Below are 22716 nucleotides of genomic sequence, written 5' to 3'. Positions count from 1 at the left end.
GACTTTAACTCAGTATATAAACCATGCGAAAGTGTGCAAATGACGAATATATTGCCTCATAAAAATAAACTGAATAAGCTGTAAATTAAACCAGAAAAATACCTGTATTATTTTATTTCCCCATGGCTATATGCCTTTACTATAGGCACTACAGATATCATGAGGCTAACTAAGAATTGCTTGAAGTTGTACATCATTTTAGTGTGTTTCGAAAGTCATATGTTCTATTGAGTGAAATGCTTAAAATGATTTAAATCACACTATTATCTTTGTTTATTTTAACTGTTCCACCCTAGAAAAATTTAGGGAAAAACAAATAGAAAAGACACATGAATAAGAATTATTTTGCTCAATGGATGTATGCGCCTTTGAACAGAATATTTTGATCATCGTTACCTTCTAAAAATGATACTCTCGCCAACCGTATCTGACAGTTATCCATTTTATCGTATATCTGTCAGATTAAAGCTATATTTGGCTTTTAAGGATCACAAACCATCTTTGCTCTGTTTACATCCAATCACCATAATACTCGTAATAATATCACCTGGACCCGTCAGTGCTGTGATATTACAAAGGTATTGAGCATGCTCTTGTACAGCATTTTGATAGTACCCTGTTGGACGATATTGATTTTCATAAATAGCGCCAACAACCCCTTGTCCGCCGGTTTGACCCACGACACGCTGACCTGCATATTCAGTTCCCGTTTGTACAAATTGCTGTACGACACGTTGTGAAACAATCGAATTTTCCCACATTGCAGAGCCGCCCAATTTACTCGCTGGGACGCGATAAGTTGGTGAGCCAAAGATTCCGATTGCTTTATTTACATGTTGCCCAACCAATTTATCAGCAGCCTGTTGTACAGGATTAGGTGTTGAAACACAGCCTGTGAGTAACAAGCCGAAAGTAAATACAGTCCAAATAGCTGCGGCTCTATGTTTACCCCCTCTATTCTGGTGTTGTCGGCTATTGCTTGTACTGGTTGTCAATTGTTGTTTACTGATCATAAGAAAGTTTCCTTTTGCTTACGCTGGTGATTTATCTACACTAAAACCAATAAAATTTTTTATAAAACACTTCGATGCTTTAGACATCATGAGCAATCATAAATTATGGATCAAGATAATACTCAGCCCGCACATTGCCTTGTTCCAACTCATAAGCGCGTTCAGCCACACGTTCAAGCGACTGTCGGTCACAATCCAATGCGGTCAAGTTTTTACCTGAAGGTTTAACTGCATTTTCATCATCAAATGCAGCTTGATCGCATTGATCATCTTTAAAATTTTGCAAAGATCGCCACTCTGCTTGAGCATCAGTTAATCTGCTTTGTTGATATGCAGAGAGCTTAGGTGCTAGTTTTTTTACAGCCTGATTTAATCTTTCATTCTGACCTAAATGCTCTGCACTGATACACAGTTGCTTGTTCCCTGTGGTTTTTGCTGTATTTATACAGCTTTGGTAGGTTTTTGAGTATTGCAATGTCGGTGCAGCTGATAACAAAGTCGCAAAGCTACATAAGCTAGCAATGCTCAAAATATAGATGTATTTTGAGTATATTTTATTCATATTCTTAACTACTTTCTAAAAAGGTTTATTGCAGAAGTGTCTATAATTTATTCACATACTAGATATACTTTATAGTTTAATTCATGTGAAATTAAAACTATAAAAAGGCAAATACTTTACAAAATTTAAGCCATTTTATTCAGACTATATTTAGGTTTATCCATACAATTCGACCTTGCTAAAATTAAGACTATGAATTTTTTATCACATTGTATACTGAGCTAAAATAAAGCACTGCTTGGCCTGTAGTGCAAGATATCGCGTGAGATCAGCGTGTTGCTACTATCTAATTAACAGCACAAATCTATATGCAAAATAAGGCAGTACAAAGTTGATGCTAAGATGAACTCATATTTTTGAGATGTTATTACTGCGCAATACAAGACGCTATATAAGATAATTATTATTCAATAGATTGTGTAAATTCGCTGTTTAAATAGACTGTTAAAATACGTTTTAAACAGATAAAAAAATGACCTTAGCGAAGATACGCTAAGGTCACGCTTACAACAAGTAAATTAGCCTGGGAAAATACCGCGTTCCATACGTGCTTTTAAGATACGCTCACAACCTAAAATAAAGGCAGCCGTTCTTAAACTACATACTTTATCATTTGAGGTCTGCCATACGTCATTAATCGCTTGAACCATTAATTTATCGAGTCTTTGGTTGATTTCTTCTTCCGACCAGAAGTAGCTCGACATATCTTGAACCCATTCAAAATAACTCACCGTTACACCACCCGCATTACAAATCACATCAGGTACAACCGTAATACCACGTTGGATTAAGATATCATCTGCTTCTGGATAAGTTGGACCGTTTGCACCTTCAAGTACCAATTTTGCTGTTAATTTCTGTGCGCGTTCAACCGTGATTTGACCTTCCAATGCGGCAGGAATCAAGATATCCATTTCAACATCCCAGAAATCCTCATCACTAATCGCTTGAGCACCCGCAAAGCCACCCACACCTTGATTGCTTTCTAGATAGGTTTTTAAAGCTGCCAAATCAATACCTTGAGGGTTGTAAATAGTCCCTGTATGATCTTGAATCGTTACAATAATAGATTTTGAATCAGCAAATAGATATGCAGCTTCACTACCAACGTTACCAAAACCTTGGACAGCAACTCGTGCACCCTCTAAAGGAAGTTTAATTTTTGCAGCAACTTGTTGACCAGTAATAAATACACCACGGCCTGTTGCTTTAATACGCCCTAAAGAACCACCTAAATGAATTGGCTTACCTGTAACAACACCTGTTACGGTATGGCCTTGACCCGAAGAATATGTATCCATAATCCAGCCCATAACGTTGGGATTGGTACCAACATCCGGCGCTGGAATATCTTTTTGTGGGCCAATGATATGACTAATTTCACTAGTATAACGACGTGTTAAGCGCTCTAACTCACGTGGAGAAAGCTGGCGAGGATCAACACGAACACCACCTTTTGCACCACCAAAAGGTAGATTTAAAACCGCAGTTTTAATGGTCATCCATGCAGAAAGTGCCATCACTTCATTGAGATCTACATCTGGATGGTAACGAATACCGCCCTTACCTGGACCACGCGATAAGTTATGTTGAACGCGATAGCCTTCGAAATGACGGATTGTGCCATCATCCATCACAATCGGCACATCGACAATCAAAGCACGTTTTGGTCGCTTTAATGTGTCGACATAATCTTTCAGATGTTCTAAATATGGTGTAACTCGCTCGATTTGTTCGAGGTAGGTAGACCATGGACCGTTATTTTGAGAGATATAAGATAAATTAGACATACTTTGCTTATCCTTTTGATGAAGTCACTTGAATCATCAATCAAATATGTAGTTAAAAATGATATAAGCGGCTAATTTGGCAGTTCTGTTGTCCAAATCAAACCGCGGATTACATTCAGCCACATCAAAAACTTTGATCTTGCCAGTTTTTTTAATGGCTTCTAATAATGGGTCAAAAATAGATAAATCGATTCCTTTCACCGCAGGTGCGCTGACACCCGGCGCAATGCTAGCGTTAAATACATCAAGGTCAACCGTAATATACAAATAGTCTACTTTTTTAATAAAATTATTTATTCTTAAGATTAAATTTTCAACATTTTGCAGTTTTAATTCATAATCGTAAATATAATTACAGTTTAAACGCTCTGCTGTGTCAAACAAAATTTTAGTATTTGAATGCTTGGCAACACCGATACACATGTAGTTAAATTCTTGATGAAACTGTTGTGATAGTTTAGCTGCATTTAAAAAAGGTGTGCCTGAAGTGACCTGTTCAGCTTCACGTAAATCAAAGTGTGCATCGAAGTTAATAATGCCGATTTTCTTATTCAGATGATTATTTTGAATGTATTGAAATAAACCAGAAAAACTGCCAAAGGCAACTTCATGCCCACCGCCTAACACAATCGGCTTCATATCGGAATTTAAACTACGTTCGACTTGATGCGCCAATTCTGCCTGTGCTATTTCAAGTTCAGCGTTGTCACAAAGCACTGTGCCTAAATCGATAATGGTCACAGGCTGATGTACAGGTAAATTTGCCAATTGAGCACGAATCATATCTGGTGCATCTGCTGCACCTAAGCGTCCATGATTGCGTTTAACACCTTCATCTGAACTAAAACCAATAAAAGCAAAAGATGCCTGATGACTGGTATTGATCACTTGATGGAGACGAAGATGTGCATCACCTTCCCCATCTTGTCGTCCTTGCCACTTAAATGAATGATTCATTATTAATATCACTCTATAAAAATTAATCTCAAGCTGAGATCAAGATTTCATTTCCATGTTGGATGATTCGTTTTGATAAATCACCGCCCAACCAATACACAATCTCAGAAGGATGCTCAATATCCCAAGCAATAAAATCCGCCACTTTACCCTGTTCTAAAGTGCCATGCGTGTCTTGTAAGCCGAGTGCATAAGCGGCATGTGTTGTGACACCTGCGAGAGCTTGTTCTGGTGTTAAACGGAATAATGTACTGCCCATATTCAGCATTAAACGTAATGACAAGGCTGGTGATGTTCCTGGATTTAAATCACTGGATAATGCGATACGCACACCATGTTGCTGCAAACTGTCTAAAGGTGGATACTTGGTTTCTCTTAGAAAATAGAATGCTCCCGGCAATAACACTGCAACTGTGCCTGAAGCGGCCATGGCTTTGGCATCCGCTTCGGTCATGTATTCCAAATGATCTGCGGATAAAGCATGGTAACGCGCAGCAAGTGTTGAACCACCGAGAGAGGAAAGTTGTTCTGCATGTAATTTAACGGGTAAGTTTAATGCCTGAGCTGCTTTAAAAATACGTTCAACTTGCGCAGGTGAAAATGCCAAATGCTCACAGAAAGCATCGACTGCATCGACTAAACCTTCTTGATGCAGTTTGGGTAACATCTCGGTACAGATATGCTCAATATAAGCATCACTTTGATCTTGATACTCAGGTGGCAAAGCATGCGCTGCCAAACAGGTACTTTTTACGGTCATCGGTAAAGTTTGAGCGACTTGACGAATCACACGGAGCATTTTACGTTCATTGCTATAGTCCAGACCATATCCCGACTTGATTTCAATGGTGGTTACACCATCTTTAAGCATACAACGAATACGTTTGAGTGCCGAAGCAAGGAGCTGTTCCTCACTTGCTTCACGTGTTGCTCGTACAGTGCTTGCAATACCACCGCCACTCGCTGCGATTTCCGCATAACTGACACCTTGCAAACGTTTTTCAAACTCAACACTGCGATTTCCGCCAAATACACTATGCGTATGACAATCAATTAAACCAGGAGTCACCCATGCGCCATTGAGGTCAATGATCTCAGCATAGTCATCTACAGGAACATCTTTTTCTGCACCAATCCAGTGAATATGTTGTGCTAAAGTGACGATTGCAGCAGATTCAATACTGGAATATTGCCCATCTTGCATAGTTGCAATATGACAATTTGTCCAAAGTTTTTTCATTGACATTTCCTCTTGCTGCCCATGCGTTAATCACGCTTGGGCAGCTTCAGTTTCAGCTTTCCATTTCGACGTTTTGTTGAAGATCTGGTTTATCTTTTACTGAGTTTTGCTTGGGCTTCACCCATATCGTATAAGCAATCCAAAGTAAAACTAACCATGTTATACCGACATAAAGTGCAGGTCGCGAGTCTGGGAAATATCCCATCATGGCTAAAATAAACAACATAAATACAATGGCAAATGCAGGTGCATAAGGCCAGCCAATCACGGGGAAATCTAATGCTTTAATTTCTGATTTAGACAATTTACGACGCATACCCACTTGAGAAAGTAAGATCATCAACCACACCCAAACCGTTGCAAATGTTGCAATTGAGGCGATGATAATAAATACATTTTCAGGGATCAGATAATTAAGCACGACGCCGACAAGTAACACACCAGCCATCACCACCACAGTCATCCAAGGGACACCATTACGTGAAATTTTCTGGAACACTTGAGGTGCTTGTTTATGCTTAGACATACCATACAGCATACGCCCTGCACCAAATACATCACTATTGATCGCGGAAATTGCAGCTGTAATCACCACAATATTTAAAACAGTTGCTGCAGATTTGATGCCTAAGTTTTCAAAAATTTGTACAAATGGACTGCCTTGGCTACCAATTTGATTCCATGGGAAAATCGACATCAATACAAAAATTGTCAGAATATAAAAAAGTAAGATACGTACAGGAACCGCATTAATTGCACGTGGAATCGACGTTTTCGGATCTTGTGACTCACCCGCTGTGATCCCAATGATTTCGATGCCACCGAATGCAAATACCACAACAGATAAACAGGCAACTAAACCCATAATCCCATTGGGCATAAAACCCTCATGAATCCATAAGTTTTGAATACCAGGTACAAAGCCTGTGTGATCTGCATTGAAGCCATAGATCATTAGACCAAAACCACCCAAAATCATGGCAACAATAGCGCTGACCTTGACGATGGATAGCCAGAACTCGACTTCACCAAAGACTTTAACGTGGATCAGGTTAATTGCCCCTAAGAACATAATCAGCGATAAAATCCAGATCCATCGTGGCACATCGGGGTACCAAAACCCCATATAGATACCAAAAGCAGTCACGTCAGCCAAGGCGACAATGATCATTTCAAAGACGTAGGTCCAGCCTGTAGTAAAACCTGCTAAAGGACCAAGATAATTCGAGGCATATTCACTAAAAGAACCTGATACGGGGTTATGAACAGCCATTTCCCCTAATGCTCGCATCACAATATAAATTGCAATCCCTGCAACCATATAAGCAATTAAAACAGACGGACCTGCCATTTTAATTGCCGTTGCTGATCCATAGAAAAGCCCCGTGCCAATCGCTGAACCCAATGCCAAAAAGCGGATATGACGGGTGTTTAACCCCCGCTGTAATGTGGAGTGTTGTGACATTATAATCTCCAATCCTTGAGGAAATTTAGTTAGATTCGGTCACTCCATGTGACCGTTTTATTGATCACACTTCAGACAAGCTCGGTAGTAACTTCGCAATCAGCAGTTCGTTCAGACAACCACTTGCGAGCAATTCACTTGCTTGTTCGATATCTGGCGCGAAGAAACGATCTTCACTGTAATACGCCACTTGATCACGCAGAATTTTGCGGGCACGTTCAAGTTTAGGAGAGCTTTTCAATCCTTCACGGAAATCAAGTCCTTGACATGCACCTAACCACTCAACTGCGAGAATGCCGCGAACGTTATCAGCCATATACCACAAGCGTTTTCCTGCATTAGGCGCCATGGAAACATGGTCTTCCTGATTTGCAGAGGTCGGTAAACTATCAACACTGGCAGGATGTGCAAGTGCTTTATTGTCACTGGCTAACGCAGCGGCTGTTACTTGAGCAATCATAAAGCCCGAATTCACCCCACCATTGGCAACCAAAAATGGAGGAAGCTGTGACATATGGCGATCCATCATCATCGAAACACGACGTTCAGACAGTGAGCCAATCTCAGCAATCGCTAAGGCCAAATTATCAGCAGCCATTGCCACGGGTTCAGCATGGAAGTTACCTGCTGAGATTACGTCACCTTCTGCTGCAAACACCAATGGGTTATCTGAAACTGCATTCGACTCAATCGCTAATACTTCTGCTGCTTGACGAATTTGCGTTAAACAAGCCCCCATTACTTGAGGTTGGCAACGCAGTGAATATGGGTCTTGAACCTTGCTACAATCTTCATGTGAATGTGCGATTTCACTTGATTCAGTCAATAAGTCACGATATGCAGCGGCAACATCAATTTGACCACGCTGACCACGAACTTCATGAACACGTGCATCAAATGGTGCACGTGAACCGAGCATAGCTTCAACGCTTAATCCACCACAAACGGTCGCAGCAGCAAATAAATCTTCTGCTTCAAATAGACCACGTAATGCGTATGCTGTTGAAACTTGTGTACCATTTAAAAGTGCCAAACCTTCTTTGGCCGCTAAAGTAATGGGTTCTAATCCTGCAATTTTAAGTGCTTCAACTGCTGGTAACCATTCCCCTTTATAGCGTGCTTTACTTTCACCGAGTAAAACCAGAGACATATGTGCAAGGGGTGCTAAGTCACCTGAAGCGCCGACTGAACCTTTTAATGGAATATGCGGATAAACTTCTGCATTGATCAAGGCAAGGATTGCATCAATCACTTTAGGACGGATACCAGAAAAACCACGTGCCAAGCTATTGGCCTTTAACAACATAATTAAGCGAACCATCGCATCATCTAAAGGTACGCCCACACCAGCGGCATGAGAAAGTACCAATGAGCGTTGTAACTGTTCTAAGTCTTCAGGGGCAATTTTAGATGAAGCGAGTAAGCCAAAGCCAGTATTGATACCGTATGCTGTACGTCCTTCATTCACAATTTTTTCGACACATGCAACACTTGCATTGATGCCAGCATAAGCACTGTCATCCAGTTTAACTTTGATTGGATTTAAATACGCTTGGCGAAGATCTGCGAGTGTGAGCTTGCCTGGTTGAATTAAGAGTTCCATTTTGACGTCCTGTTTTGCGCTATATTGTTCTCTTACGATGCTGTTTACACAATTGCAAAAAGCATCGTAATGTCCTTGTCTTTTATTTGGTGATCATCGGCAAGTTCAAACCTTGCGCTTGGGCACATTCAACAGCGATATCATAACCAGCATCTGCATGACGCATTACGCCTGTTGCTGGGTCATTGGTCAACACACGAGCAATACGTACTGCTGCTTCATCTGTACCATCACAAACAATCACGACACCTGAGTGTTGAGAGAAGCCCATTCCTACACCACCACCGTGATGTAATGAAACCCAAGTCGCACCACCTGCTGTATTAAGTAAAGCATTCAGCAATGGCCAATCAGATACTGCATCAGAACCATCTTGCATTGCTTCAGTTTCACGGTTTGGACTGGAAACTGAACCTGAGTCTAAATGATCGCGACCTATGACGATTGGTGCTGAAAGTTCACCACTACGTACCATTTCGTTAAATGCCAGACCTAATTTTGCACGCAAGCCTAAACCAACCCAGCAAATACGTGCTGGTAAGCCTTGGAAGCTAATCCGTTCTCTTGCCATGTCTAACCAACGATGTAAATGTTCATCGTCTGGAATCAATTCTTTAACTTTTGCATCTGTTTTATAGATATCTTCTGGATCACCTGAAAGTGCAACCCAACGGAATGGTCCAATACCACGACAGAATAATGGACGGATATAGGCAGGTACAAAACCGGGGAAATCAAATGCGTTTTCTACGCCTTCTTCCTGCGCCATTTGACGAATATTATTGCCATAGTCAAAGGTTGGAACACCCATTTTTTGGAAATCCAACATCGCTTGTACATGCTTTGCCATAGATTGTTTTGCAGCTTTTACCACTGCTTCTGGCTCAGTTTTGGCACGTTGACGATATTCGTCCCATGTCCAACCAATTGGTAAATAGCCATTGAGAGGATCATGTGCGCTGGTTTGATCCGTTACCATGTCCGGATGAACACCACGGCGAACCAATTCAGGTAAAATCTCAGCTGCATTGCCATGTAACGCAATCGAAATCACCTTGCCTTCTTTGGTATAACGGTCGATACGCGCCAAAGCATCATCTAAATCTGTAGCTTGCTCATCGACATAACGTGTACGTAAACGGAAATCAATACTGGCTTGCTGGCATTCGATATTGAGCGAGCAAGCGCCTGCCAAAGTCGCAGCTAAAGGCTGAGCCCCTCCCATTCCACCTAAACCAGCAGTCAACACCCAACGACCTGTTAAATCACCGTTGTAGTGCTGGCGACCAGCTTCAACAAAAGTTTCATAGGTGCCTTGTACAATGCCTTGGCTGCCGATATAAATCCAAGAACCAGCGGTCATTTGACCATACATTGCCAAGCCTTTGGCATCTAGCTCGTTAAAATGTTGCCAATTTGCCCAATGTGGAACTAAGTTTGAATTGGCAATAAGAACACGTGGTGCATCTTTATGTGTTTTGAACACACCAACGGGTTTACCTGATTGAACCAATAAAGTTTCGTCATTTTCTAAAGTTTTAAGTGTTTCAACAATCTTGTCATAACATTCCCAATTACGTGCAGCACGACCAATACCACCGTAAACAACAAGCTCTTTTGGATTCTCTGCGACATCAGGATCAAGATTATTCATCAACATACGCAGTGGAGCTTCAGTCAACCAACTTTTTGCATTGAGCTTAGTACCACGAGGTGCGCGAATTTCTACATCACGAAATTTTGTTGTCGTTGTTGTCACAATAGGACTCCTTCCTTTGAGTTTAAACCAGCAAATTAAACTGCATTCACTGTATAGCAATGTACTAACTTGTATATACATCTATATACTACACAAATCTTTAATATTGAAAAGATGCTTTTCTAATTATTTTTAAAAAATTTTATAAACATATAAAATAAATAGATTTATTTTTCATAAAAATAAAAAAACGCAGACAACTTCAGGTTGTATGCGTTTAAGTAAAATCAATAAAATTTAGATTTTTGTGAGTTGTATTAGACAAGTTTGCTTTAAAAATTGCTGATTTAATGTGATAGCCTGCAATGATTTTTCATTTTCAAGTTTAAGGCTGTCCTGATGTTGCAAATGAAAAATCTGTTGACCAATTTCGATAACTAAAACTTCAACACTCTGATTAAAAATAAACATCACGTCAGAGGATATGGGGATTTCTAAAGCTTCTGGAGAGAAAATCCATTGATATTGTGCATCAAATTTTTTCGGATTATAAATCAAATTAAAATCGCGAATGTGCCCTGCCAGCAATTCACAACTGACCACACTGTCTCCACTAAACTCGATGGACTGCAATGTTTTTAAATGCTTAAAATCATCGTCTATACACAGTGAAATACCTTGACCCTGCAATACCGTCAAAAAGCGATTCATCCCATTAAACTTGGAAAAATCACCTGATGTTTTCACATCGGCCATCGAAATCCGCCAATCAAACTCAGCTAAGCTTTCACCGACACTACGGGCGATTTCAAGCGTATAGCCTTCACCATTTTTCCATCGCATTTTCTTATAGTCGCAGGCTTTTAAAAGCTCAATCATTGGGTAAATTTACCTTCCAAATAATAACGACTGCCAGGATAAATCAGCCTTGCACTGGAAATCAGTTGTTTATTGGACCATGTTCTGCGACGGATCAATAAACACGGCTCTGTTTTAGTTATTTTTAACCATTTACATTCTTGTGCTGAAGCAAGAATCGCAGTAACCACATGCTCACCTTCAGTAACAGGTGCTTTTGACATTAAATAGGCATTAGGCGTGATTGTTTTAAAATCTTGTGCCAAGTAATCTGGAATCAGTACGGGGTCAACTAAACGATCTTCGATCTGCACAGGCACATCATTTTCATAATGCACAATGATCGAGTGAAATAAGCGTTGTCCTTCTCGTATTTGCATTAACCGACTTTGTTCTTGATTGGCTTGAATTTGTTCAAGTACCAATACTTCAGCATGATGTTTATGATTTCTCGCAATAATTTCTTCTGCAATATTGTTCACATGAAATAATGCTGTACGACCTTGCCCTTCAGCCACAAAAGACCCAACACCTTGTATGCGAACCAATAAGCCTTCACTGGTCAGTTCGCGCAATGCACGATTGACTGTCATACGACTACAACCCAGTAAATTCACCAACTCACTTTCTGAAGGAATTTTTTTATTTACAGTCCATGTTCCTTCATAAATTTTTTGTGAAATCATTTGCTTCACGCGCAAATACAAAGGAACAGGACTATCTTCTTCTAGAGATAAGTCTAGATCATTGTGCTTTGACGCTCTTGACATTGGCTAAAACTCATACAAAATATTCGAAATCATTGTATCTTGAGTCGATGTTATTTGTATATACAAGCCTATACAAATAATCAGGATAAAATATCCATTACTCATCAATATCATTCAACTTATATCAATTTAATCATACCAAGTCTGTTTATAGCATGGTGATAACAATACCATTACCAAGTGAAGATTTTGCTTTTTACTCGTTTTTGTACATGTTGTTGCTATCGCGTGGCGACATAAATAAGGAGGCTTTTGCCTCCTTATTTATTCAATCAAATTAAAAAGTCTTTCTTAAACTCAACCAGTACTGGTGATTATCGCGGTCTTGCAACTGCTCTGGGGTATTTCCAATTGGAAAGGCAACTTCTGCATTGGCTTGAATATTCCATGCACTCGTCCAATTCAAACCTAAACCTGCACTACTGATTTGAACTTGATTATCGCCTGTTACACCTGCCCAACGCTTGGCATTCAATGTGACTTCTGCTGTATCGATAAATACTTTCGCTGTGAGCTGATGCTTTGCATCGGCAAACAGACTTTGTCTCAGTTCTGCCGTGGCCAAATAACCTGTAGAGCCTGCAAATTGACTCGATTCATAACCACGAACATTAAATGGACCACCACCTAGATATTGCTCTGCACTGTCTAGATTATATGGACTGTATTGTGCATAAATCCCCAAATAACCTTGTGTGCCCTTATTACTCAGGTTTTGTAAGCGTGACAGATTCAATGTAGCACTATAGTAGTCTCCAGCCGTCTTCGCTGTTTGCGCATCTAACGCCGCGGCATCATCATTTTTAAATTTCACACGACCATAACTGGTTGAAGCACCATACTGGGTTAAGCCTCCACCCAAGAATTGATCAAACTGAGAGCCATCCAGTCGGGCAGTCACCACATCAATATTTCGATGTTTGTAATATTGGTTGAGCTGAATGTCATCTTTCAGTTGTTTATGATCGTATTGTAAGCTGAGAAGGACTTCTGCATTGTTGGTCAATAAAGCGGGTTGGCTAATGAATACACTACTTTGTGCAGCACTTCCTTCTGCACCAATGTTTTTCAGCTCTTTTCCAAGTTCATAATCTAGATAAGAATAACTTGCGCCTGCCCGAGTACCCATTCCTGTAAAAGTAAAGGCATAACCCACACGTCCATAGTTCATGCGTTTACCCGCAGTCATCACATCTAAACTCAGTTCATCCCCTAAGCCTGCAAGATTGTTGGCCGAAATTCCAGCGGTTCCACGCACTTGACTGGTATAGCGATTACCAAAGTTATCTGCGCCAATATAACCATTCAACATGGCTGCATTTTGCACTTCAACATTCAGTCGACTACTTCCGACTGTTGCACCAGGGGTCAAAACATTTCGGGTATTGACCCCATTTAAACGATTGAGCAGTTTGAGTTGTTGTTGCATCTGGTCACTGTTGATCCTCTCACCTTGTTTTAGCGGCGCAACGGTTTGCTCTATGAGCCAGTTTTGCGTTCGACTTTGATTGTCAATCTGGGTTTGATCATAATACGCTTCGAGTACATTGATACGTACTACGCCCTGACTTAGATTCTGTTGAGGCAGATAAGCTCGGCTGTAGGCATAGCCTTGTTGTTGGTAGTAAGTGGTAATCTTTTGCGCAACTTGCCAAAGTTGCTGAAGACTCAATTGTTTACCTTCGGCATCCGCCACTAAGTGATGCAATTGCGCTGTGCTAAAACGACTATTTCCAGTGATTTCAATTTTGCGTACAGAGATTTGGATATCAGGTGAATTAGGTACGTTATTGCTTGCTGAACTTTCTACCTGAACAGCAGCCTGTGGTTCAAGGCTTTGTCCTTGTTGCTGTTGTTGTAGCAGTTGACCCGCATTAGGTGCTGGCGCTGCATAGTTACTGCTGGTCAAAAGCATCAGACAAGCAGCCACAGATGTTGCCAATATATTGTGTTGTTGTTTCATCAATTAGTGCTCCCCTGCCAAAATTTGAATACCTGCAGTGTTAACTCCACCTTGGCGTACATCTAAATCAACTGTCTTTAAGACGTTATTGGTTTCAGGCAAATAACGAGGTCGTTTGAATTGTATGGCTTGTAAATACGCTGCTGGGGTTAACAGATAAATATCAGCTGTGGTCACAGCGGTGGTATCCACAAGTTTGTAGTTTTGAGCATCTAAGCCACCTAGACTTAAACCTGTAATCGATACATTTTTTGCTTGCCCTGTGGTCGCACTGTCAAATTGTCCTGTTGCTGTTGCAACGTTTAAATTATCCCCAGCGTAGATGCCGTTGAATTGTGCGTTGCTGAGATTAAGCTCAGCGGCAGTTAATCCATTATAAGTACGATTGTTGGCCGTAATTCCAGCAATGTTTTGAATATTGGCTTGGCGAATATCTGCCGTAGTTTGTGCAGTGTTATTCACCAACTCGTAGTTGTGTGCATCTGCACCACTTAAACTGACACCCTGAATCGAGACTTGTTTTGCTATACCCACATTTTTATCACTGAATTGTCCAGTTGCTGAAGCAACTTTCAATTCATCGCCTGCAACCATACCGAGGAATTGTGCTGATCCAGTATTTAATGTTGCGTTGGTGGTTGCATCATAAATACGATTATTGGCGCTAATGCCTGTCACTTGGTTAATTTTAGCTTTCGCAATATCCAATGCACCATCAACAAAACTTAGCTCATAGTTCTTGTCTACACCCGTTGCGCTATTGCTGTATTTGCCAGCATCTTTAGCCGTAACAGTTGCTGAAACACCTGATAAGACTGATTCAGTTTCACCATTGACCAAACCTACCGCACTAAAGCCAGCAGCAGTTTGATCTTTACCGTTATAGACTGTATTTAAACTATTGGCGGTCACAGTGGCTTTCGCTTTAGCGATATCTAATGAGCCATCAATAAAACTAAGATCATAGTTCTTGTCGAGACCTGTTGCAGTATTGGTGTATTTGCCAGCATCTTTAGCAGTCACCGTTGATGAAACACCTGATAAGACCGATTCGGTTTCACCATTGACCAAACCTGTTGCACTAAAACCAATAGCCGTTTGGTCTTTACCGTTATAGACTGTATTTAAGCTATTGGCGGTCACAGTGGCTTTGGCTTTGGCGATATCTAAAGAGCCATCAACAAAACTTAACTCATAGTTTTTATCTATACCTGTTGCAGTATTGGTGTATTTGCCAGCATCTTTGCCAGTAACCGTTGCGCTTACACCTGACAATACAGATTCGGTTTCACCATTGACCAAACCTGTCGCACTAAAGCCAGCAGCTGTTTGACCTTTACCGTTATAGGTGGTTGATACACTATTGGCAGTTACAGTGGCTTTGGCTTTAGCGATATCTAATGAGCCATCGACAAAGCTTAGCTCGTAGTTTTTATCTAGCCCTGTTGCCGTGTTGGTGTATTGACCTGCATCTTTAGCAGTCACCGTTGCACTGACACCTGACAATACCGATTCAGTTTCACCATTGACCAAGCCTGTTGCAGTAAAGCCAGTAGCTGTTTGATCTTTACCATTATAAGTAGTTGATACACTATTGGCGGTCACAGTGGCTTTAGCCTTAGCAATATCTAATGAGCCATCAATAAAACTAAGATCATAGTTCTTATCTAGACCCGTTGCAGTATTGGTGTATTGGCCAGCATCTTTGCCGGTAACCGTTGCAGTTACACCTGACAATACCGATTCTGTTTCACCATTGACCAAACCTGTCGCACTAAAACCAGCAGCTGTTTGATCTTTACCGCTATAAACCGTATTTAAACTATTGGCGGTGACAGTGGCTTTAGCTTTGGTGATATCCAAAGAGCCATCAACAAAGCTTAGCTCATAGTTTTTGTCTAGACCCGTTGCACTATTGGTATATTGACCTGCATCTTGAGCAGTCACAGTGGCTGAAACACCTGAGAGTACTGATTCAGTTTCACCATTGACCAAACCTGTCGCACTAAAACCAGCAGCTGTTTGATCTTTACCGCTATAAACCGTATTTAAACTATTGGCGGTGACAGTTGCTTTAGCTTTGGTGATATCCAAAGAGCCATCAACAAAGCTTAGCTCATAGTTTTTGTCTAGACCCGTTGCACTATTGGTATATTGACCTGCATCTTTAGCAGTCACAGTGGCTGAAACACCTGAGAGTACTGATTCAGTTTCACCATTGACCAAGCCTGTTGCAGTAAAGCCAGTAGCTGTTTGATCTTTACCATTATAAGTAGTTGATACACTATTGGCGGTCACAGTGGCTTTAGCCTTAGCAATATCTAATGAGCCATCAATAAAACTAAGATCATAATTCTTATCTAGACCCGTTGCAGTGTTGGTGTATTGACCTGCATCTTTAGCGGTCACCGTTGCACTGACACCTGAGAGTACTGATTCAGTTTCGCCATTGACCAAACCTGTCGCACTAAAGCCAACAGCTGTTTGATCTTTACCGTTATAGACTGTATTTAAACTATTGGCGGTCACAGTGGCTTTAGCCTTAGCAATATCCAATGCACCATCAACAAAACTTAAATCGTAATTTTTGTCTAGACCCGTTGCACTATTGGTATATTTGCCAGCATCTTTAGCAGTCACCGTTGCAGTTACACCTGATAGTACCGATGTATCTTCACCATTCACCAAACCTGTTGCACTAAAGCCAGCAGCTGTTTGACCTTTACCGTTATAGGTGGTTGATACACTATTGGCGGTGACAGTGGCTTTGGCCTTAGCAATATCCAAAGAGCCATCAATAAGCGTCAAATCATAGTTCTTGTCTACACCTGTTACTGTGTTGGTGTATTGACCTGCATCTTTAGCAGTCACCGATGCGCTTACGCCTGAGAGTACTGATTCTGTTTCGCCATTGACCAAACCTGTCGCACTAAAACCAGCAGCCGTTTGATCTTTACCGTTATAGGTGGTCGATACGCTATTGGCAGTTACAGTGGCTTTAGCTTTCGCAATATCTAATGAGCCATCGACAAAGCTTAGCTCGTAGTTTTTATCTAGCCCTGTTGCCGTGTTGGTGTATTGGCCTGCATCTTTAGCAGTCACCGTTGCGCTTACACCTGAGAGTACTGATTCATTTTCACCATTGACCAAACCTGTCGCAGTAAAGCCAGCAGCAGTTTGATCTTTACCATTATAGGTGGTTGATACACTATTGGCTGTGACTGTGGCTTTAGCTTTGGCAATATCCAATGAGCCATCAACAAAGCTTAGCTCGTAGTTTTTATCTAGACCCGTTGCCGTGTTGGTATATTTGCCTGCATCTTTGGCAGTCACCGTTGCTGAAACACCTGATAAGACTGATTCAGTTTCACCATTGACCAAACCTGTCGCAGTAAAGCCAGATGCGTTTTGGTCTTTGCCGTTATAGGTGGTTGATACGCTATTGGCAGTTACTGTCGCTTTAGCTTTCGCAATATCTAATGAGCCGTCAACAAAACTTAGCTCATAGTTATTGTCTACACCTGTTACTGTGTTGTTGTATTTGCCAGCATCTTTAGCAGTCACGGTTGCTGAAACACCTGATAAGACTGATTCAGTTTCACCATTAACTAAACCTGTCGCAGTAAAGCCAGCAGCAGTTTGATCTTTACCGTTATAGACGGTATTTAAACTATTGGCGGTTACAGTGGCTTTAGCCTTAGCAATATCTAATGAGCCATCAATCAGCGTCAGATCATAGTTTTTATCAACACCATTCGCTTTATTGCTATAGCTACCAGCGTCTTTACCTGTTACTGATGCTGTAACACCTGAGAGTACTGATTCAGTTTCACCATTGACCAAACCTGTCGCAGTAAAGCCAGCAGCTGTTTGGTCTTTGCCGTTATAGACTGTATTTAAACTATTGGCCGTAACAGTGGCTTTAGCCTTAGCAATATCCAATGAGCCATCAACAAAACTAAGTTCATAGTTTTTATCTGCTCCACTGGCTTTATTCGCATAACTACCTGCATCTTTAGCAGTCACCGTTGCAGTTACACCTGATAAGACTGATTCTGATTCACCATTGACCAAGCCTGTTGCAGTAAAGCCAGATGCGTTTTGGTCTTTGCCGTTATAGACCGTATTTAAACTATTGGCAGTTACAGTGGCGTTGGCTTTAGCGATATCTAATGAGCCGTCAACAAAATTTAGCTCATAGTTTTTGTCTATACCTGTTGCGGTATTGGTATATTGGCCTGCATCTTTAGCAGTCACCGTTGCCGAAACACCTGATAAGACTGATTCAGTTTCACCATTGACTAAGCCTGTCGCAGTAAAGCCAGATGCGTTTTGGTCTTTACCGTTATAGGTGGTTGATACACTATTGGCTGTTACGGTGGCTTTAGCTTTGGCAATATCCAATGAGCCATCAACAAAGCTTAGCTCGTAGTTTTTATCTAGACCCGTTGCCGTGTTGGTATATTTGCCTGCATCTTTGGCAGTCACCGTTGCTGAAACACTGGATAATACGGATTCTGTTTCACCATTGACTAAACCTGTTGCAGTAAAGCCAGATGCATTTTGGTCTTTACCGTTATAGACCGTATTTAAACTATTGGCTGTGACTGTGGCTTTAGCCTTCGCGATATCTAGTGAACCATCAATCAGCGTCAGGTCATAGTTTTTATCAACACCATTCGCTTTATTGCTGTAGCTACCAGCGTCTTTACCTGTTACTGATGCTGTAACGCCTGTGAGTACCGATGTATCTTCACCATTGACCAAACCAGAAGCACTAAAGCCCGTTGCTGTTTGGTCTTTACCATTATAAATCGTATTTAAGCTATTGGCTGTGACTGTCGCTTTAGCCTTAGCAATATCCAATGAACCATCAATCAGCGTCAGGTCATAGTTTTTATCAACGCCATTCGCTTTATTGCTGTAGCTACCTGCATCTTTAGCAGTCACCGTTGCTGAAACACCTGATAAGACTGATTCAGTTTCACCATTGACTAAACCTGTTGCAGTAAAGCCAGCAGCAGTTTGATCTTTACCGTTATAGACCGTATTTAAACTATTGGCGGTCACAGTGGCTTTGGCCTTAGCAATATCCAATGAACCGTCAATAAAACTAAGTTCATAGTTTTTATCTACTCCACTGGCTTTATTCGCATAACTACCTGCATCTTTGCCTGTGACAGTTGCCGAAACACCTGTCAATACAGTTGTAATTTCACCATTGACTAAACCAGAAGCGCTAAAGCCAGCAGCAGTTTGATCTTTACCGTTATAGACCGTATTTAAACTATTGGCGGTCACAGTGGCTTTGGCTTTAGCAATATCCAATGAACCGTCAATAAAACTAAGTTCATAGTTTTTATCTACTCCACTGGCTTTATTGGCATAACTGCCTGCATTTTTAGCTGTGGTTGAAGCAGTAACAGCAGTCAGTACTGATTCTGTTTCACCATTGACCAAACCTGTCGCACTAAAACCAGCAGCCGTTTGATCTTTACCGTTATAGACCGTATTTAAGCTATTGGCCGTTACAATGGCTTGCGCTTTATGAATTGTTGCGCTTAAACCTGTAGGCTGACTAAAAGTATAATTTCCTGCATCCGTACCTGTTAAGTTATAGCCTGTTAAGATCACAGACCTGATTCCTGCATTCTTATCTGTAAATGTTCCTATCCCACTACCAGTCAATCCAACAAAATCTCCAGCAAACGGATTGATTGAAGCAGTGCCATTTAAAGTCGCAATAGCCAAACCATCATAAATTTTATCTGCAACACTTATTCCATTAATGGTTAAAACTGCTGGCGTTATATTGGCTTTAAGATTTGTCGGCTGTAGCAAGGTGTAATTTAAAGCATCTGTTCCAGTCAGCGTATAACCCGATACAATCACATTTTTATTATTGCCCACATTTTTATCAGTAAATGATCCCAATCCAATACCCGAAAGTGTCACTGAATCACCTGATAGCGCTGTCACTCCCGCAGTACCCGATAAGGTTGCTACTTTTGATGTATCATAGACTTTGTCAGCAGCGCTCAAGCCATTAATATTTAAATCTCTTTTCGCGATTGTTAATGAACCTGATCCACCATTTTCTTTATAAATTACATCATCGCCAAACTGTGTTGTATTTGCCGCGATTGGAACACCACTAATCAGGATTGAGCCATCATTTAAACTATAAATCCCTGCATTTTTACTGGTTGTCTTATAATTTAGCCCTGAAGCCAGCGTTCCAGAAGCTATCGATCCATCATAAATTTTGTCAGAAAAATTAGCGACAATTTCTGTGACCAAGGGCCTAAGGAAATGACGTAGTAACGGCGCAGATCGTCCTTCATAAATACGCCAAACTTTTCCTGTACCACCTGCATCATCAATATCCCAACCTGCAAAAGTAGAAATTTGCTGAAGTTCTGTTGTAGTTTTTCCTATACCACCAGCACTGCTTGTTCTTCCAGAAGTACTGGTGTTCCAGAAACTATTTGTGGTTGTACCATTACCACCGCCAACGAGACCACCAACATAGTCACTCCCAGTCACACTTCCAGAAGAATAGTTTTTGTCAACATTTCCACCATTGAACCCAACCAATCCTCCAACATACTGATTTCCGATGACTGTACCTGTTGCATAAGAATTGTTAATTTGTCCTGATATGCCACCAATTAAACCGCCAACATAATTATTTCCTGTCACAGCACCTGTTGCAAAAGAGGAACTTACAACACCATCACTATAACCAACCAGACCACCAATATAATTATTATTCGAATATTTGCCTTTTACAGTCACATTGGCATAAGAATTTAAAATATTTCCAGAATTATAGTTCCAGCCCACCAATCCGCCATATTGCTCGGTATTGCCTGTGACTAAGCCTGCATTGACATAAACATTATTAATCGTGCCAAGATTAATCCCCACGATCCCGCCTGTTTTTCCATAACCTGAAAAACTTATATTATTCAGTCCAACATTTTGTATAAGTGTATCTTGATGCGTAATCGCAAATAGTCCAATCCCCTGATACAAAGATTCAATACTTAATCCACTAATCGCATGCCCTAATCCATCAAATCGCCCACGAAAAGCCTGTTGTGATAAATCCATTGGACTTAAATTTGCATTATAAAAACCAATTGGGTCGAATCCAGTATAACCATTCCACTGCCATGTACTGCTGGCATCTATGTCTGCACCCAACACATAATTACCACTCAGGTTACCGTTGATCCCTTGTAAATCTTGACTTGTAGTCGAACCCTGCGCACCTAAAGCCGTAATGACTTGATAGTTAATGGTAGCAGCTGTTCCTTTTTGGGTACTAAAATTCTGCCCAGCCTTTAAGTTTATTTTTGCGCCATTGTTAATATAATAATTTGCGCTGGTATTGGCCGTGTTTTGTCCATATATCAAATTAAGTTTGCCACTATTATTGGTCGCTGTGATGTTGGCATTAATGTTGATGTCATTTTGTGCATTTAAAGTCAGGCTGTTCGCACTCCCCCAAGTCACATCAGCATTAACATTGATATCACCCTTCTGGTTACCCGTAGTGCTGGTTAGCAATATGACATTACTGGTTGCAAGACTGCTTGCTAAAGTAGTTGCGCCTATGCCGCTACTGCTTGCTGATGCATTACCCGAATTAATACTGAAATCGGTAGGGTCGATCAACCAGTTTCCAGTTTTCCCTCCATCAGAATGAGAGGACACTACTGTACTATTCTCAATCTTTACTTGAGCTGCGGAGGTTTCAATAAACCCGCCATCTTGACCATTTTTCCCTTCAGCTTTAAGCAGACCACTGACATTTGTTTCACCATTTTGCATATCACCTAACAAAATGATTTCACCTTTGGCATTTTGGCTTAAGCGATTGGCTTCAATAATCCCACTATGATTAACCACGGCTTTACTTAAACTGTCTTTGGCTTTTGCAGTTAAATATACAGCCCCATTATCGGCAAGAATTGCACCACCATTGTCCACCAAGCCTTTTAATACCCCTTGATCAACTTGGTACTGGGTGAGTGAACCATCCTGTAAAGCAAGAGTGACTTGATTGGCAGCGGTGAGATGAGTAACGCCATTCGGTGTCACAATAGAGCCGGTATTTTTAACATTGGGCGCAATCAGCGCAACCGTTCCACCTGATAAAGTTTGAATAGTACCGTTATTTTCTATCGTTGCTGTGCTATTGGCATTGGCTTTTAAAGTATATTTGCCATTTTGAATATCCGCATCGTTCAAACTTAAAGTTGAAGCAACCAAACCACCAACATTCACTTGAGCCGTCTTAGAAAAAACCACACCATTTGGATTGAGTAAAAACACCTGCCCATTGGCATTTAGACGCCCCATAATCTGCGATGCATTGCTATCCAAAACCCGATTAATGGCTATAGATGACTGGTTTTGCTGATTAAAATTAACCGTCGCATCTTGACCAATATTAAAAGTATTCCAGTTGGTCGAAAGATTTTGACTATTTTGATGAATATTTAAAACGTTGCCATTTTGGGAAATGTTGGCTGAACCTTGAGTGATATTGGCGCCTGTAGGCAGTTCAGTATTAGAAATTGCGGCATAAATCGATAACGGCAATAAAGCCAGCCCCCAAAAAGCCAATCGGATTAAATTTATCCCTGATGCTTTGTGAACACCGCCCTTCAGTGCGTTTTTATGGTCTGCAGTATTTTGTGAAGTGCTATGATTTTTCGCCAATTCTGAAACGGCTTGCCAACACCTAAGTTGTGAATTCCAAATAACTTTATAAATTTTATTCAT

12 protein-coding genes are annotated in these 22716 nt (G+C 40.8%); all 12 read right to left on the bottom strand.

The window, feature by feature from the left end; all coding sequences use genetic code 11:
- Window positions 1–488 precede the first annotated feature (488 nt).
- Window positions 489–1013, bottom strand: a complete 525-nt coding sequence (locus tag AS4_RS06965) for a hypothetical protein (protein ID WP_096733653.1) — start codon at window positions 1011–1013, stop codon at window positions 489–491.
- 103 nt (window positions 1014–1116) lie between these two features.
- Window positions 1117–1575, bottom strand: a complete 459-nt coding sequence (locus AS4_RS06960; RefSeq protein WP_197724427.1) for a lysozyme inhibitor LprI family protein — start codon at window positions 1573–1575, stop codon at window positions 1117–1119.
- Between the two features lie 518 nt (window positions 1576–2093).
- Window positions 2094–3365: a Glu/Leu/Phe/Val family dehydrogenase gene (locus tag AS4_RS06955; RefSeq protein WP_004721791.1), complete on the bottom strand. Its 1272-nt coding sequence runs from the start codon at window positions 3363–3365 to the stop codon at window positions 2094–2096.
- A 36-nt stretch (window positions 3366–3401) separates the two neighbouring features.
- Complete coding sequence (gene hutG, locus AS4_RS06950; protein WP_096733652.1) at window positions 3402–4322, bottom strand: formimidoylglutamase; 921 nt, start codon at window positions 4320–4322, stop codon at window positions 3402–3404.
- 28 nt (window positions 4323–4350) lie between these two features.
- Entirely contained in the window at window positions 4351–5562 is a 1212-nt protein-coding gene (hutI, locus tag AS4_RS06945; RefSeq protein ID WP_096733651.1) for an imidazolonepropionase, read from the bottom strand.
- Window positions 5563–5614: 52 nt separating this feature from the next.
- Window positions 5615–7027 carry an amino acid permease gene (locus AS4_RS06940; protein WP_096733650.1) on the bottom strand — a complete coding sequence of 471 codons (1413 nt, stop codon included), beginning with the start codon at window positions 7025–7027 and terminating at the stop codon, window positions 5615–5617.
- Window positions 7028–7091: 64 nt separating this feature from the next.
- Window positions 7092–8630: a histidine ammonia-lyase gene (gene hutH, locus AS4_RS06935; RefSeq protein ID WP_056515934.1), complete on the bottom strand. Its 1539-nt coding sequence runs from the start codon at window positions 8628–8630 to the stop codon at window positions 7092–7094.
- An 82-nt stretch (window positions 8631–8712) separates the two neighbouring features.
- On the bottom strand, window positions 8713–10389 hold the full coding sequence (hutU, locus tag AS4_RS06930; protein ID WP_096733649.1) for a urocanate hydratase: 1677 nt from the start codon (window positions 10387–10389) through the stop codon (window positions 8713–8715).
- Between the two features lie 237 nt (window positions 10390–10626).
- Window positions 10627–11208, bottom strand: a complete 582-nt coding sequence (locus AS4_RS06925) for a HutD/Ves family protein (RefSeq protein ID WP_096733648.1) — start codon at window positions 11206–11208, stop codon at window positions 10627–10629.
- A complete protein-coding gene (hutC, locus tag AS4_RS06920; RefSeq protein WP_096733647.1) occupies window positions 11205–11957 on the bottom strand; it encodes a histidine utilization repressor in 753 nt (250 codons plus the stop codon). The genes AS4_RS06925 and hutC overlap by 4 nt, the downstream gene beginning before the upstream one ends.
- A gap of 277 nt (window positions 11958–12234) precedes the next feature.
- Window positions 12235–13920, bottom strand: a complete 1686-nt coding sequence (locus AS4_RS06915; RefSeq protein ID WP_096733646.1) for a ShlB/FhaC/HecB family hemolysin secretion/activation protein — start codon at window positions 13918–13920, stop codon at window positions 12235–12237.
- A gap of 3 nt (window positions 13921–13923) precedes the next feature.
- Window positions 13924–22716: an MBG domain-containing protein gene (locus AS4_RS06910; RefSeq protein WP_096733645.1), complete on the bottom strand. Its 8793-nt coding sequence runs from the start codon at window positions 22714–22716 to the stop codon at window positions 13924–13926.

It is taken from the genome of Acinetobacter guillouiae (assembly GCF_002370525.2).
GTDB classification, from domain to species: domain Bacteria; phylum Pseudomonadota; class Gammaproteobacteria; order Pseudomonadales; family Moraxellaceae; genus Acinetobacter; species Acinetobacter guillouiae.
Note: the sequence above shows the minus strand (reverse complement) of the source record. Positions and strands in the feature narration are given on the sequence as shown.

What these genes read in the sequence shown, in the direction of transcription:
- AS4_RS06965 (WP_096733653.1), bottom strand. Translation starts at nt 1,013, where the DNA reads ATGATCAGTAAACAACAATTGACAACCAGTACAAGCAATAGCCGACAA.
- AS4_RS06960 (WP_197724427.1), bottom strand. Translation starts at nt 1,575, where the DNA reads ATGAATAAAATATACTCAAAATACATCTATATTTTGAGCATTGCTAGC.
- AS4_RS06955 (WP_004721791.1), bottom strand. Translation starts at nt 3,365, where the DNA reads ATGTCTAATTTATCTTATATCTCTCAAAATAACGGTCCATGGTCTACC.
- hutG (WP_096733652.1), bottom strand. Translation starts at nt 4,322, where the DNA reads ATGAATCATTCATTTAAGTGGCAAGGACGACAAGATGGGGAAGGTGAT.
- hutI (WP_096733651.1), bottom strand. Translation starts at nt 5,562, where the DNA reads ATGAAAAAACTTTGGACAAATTGTCATATTGCAACTATGCAAGATGGG.
- AS4_RS06940 (WP_096733650.1), bottom strand. Translation starts at nt 7,027, where the DNA reads ATGTCACAACACTCCACATTACAGCGGGGGTTAAACACCCGTCATATC.
- hutH (WP_056515934.1), bottom strand. Translation starts at nt 8,630, where the DNA reads ATGGAACTCTTAATTCAACCAGGCAAGCTCACACTCGCAGATCTTCGC.
- AS4_RS06925 (WP_096733648.1), bottom strand. Translation starts at nt 11,208, where the DNA reads ATGATTGAGCTTTTAAAAGCCTGCGACTATAAGAAAATGCGATGGAAA.
- hutC (WP_096733647.1), bottom strand. Translation starts at nt 11,957, where the DNA reads ATGTCAAGAGCGTCAAAGCACAATGATCTAGACTTATCTCTAGAAGAA.
- AS4_RS06915 (WP_096733646.1), bottom strand. Translation starts at nt 13,920, where the DNA reads ATGAAACAACAACACAATATATTGGCAACATCTGTGGCTGCTTGTCTG.
- AS4_RS06910 (WP_096733645.1), bottom strand. Translation starts at nt 22,716, where the DNA reads ATGAATAAAATTTATAAAGTTATTTGGAATTCACAACTTAGGTGTTGG.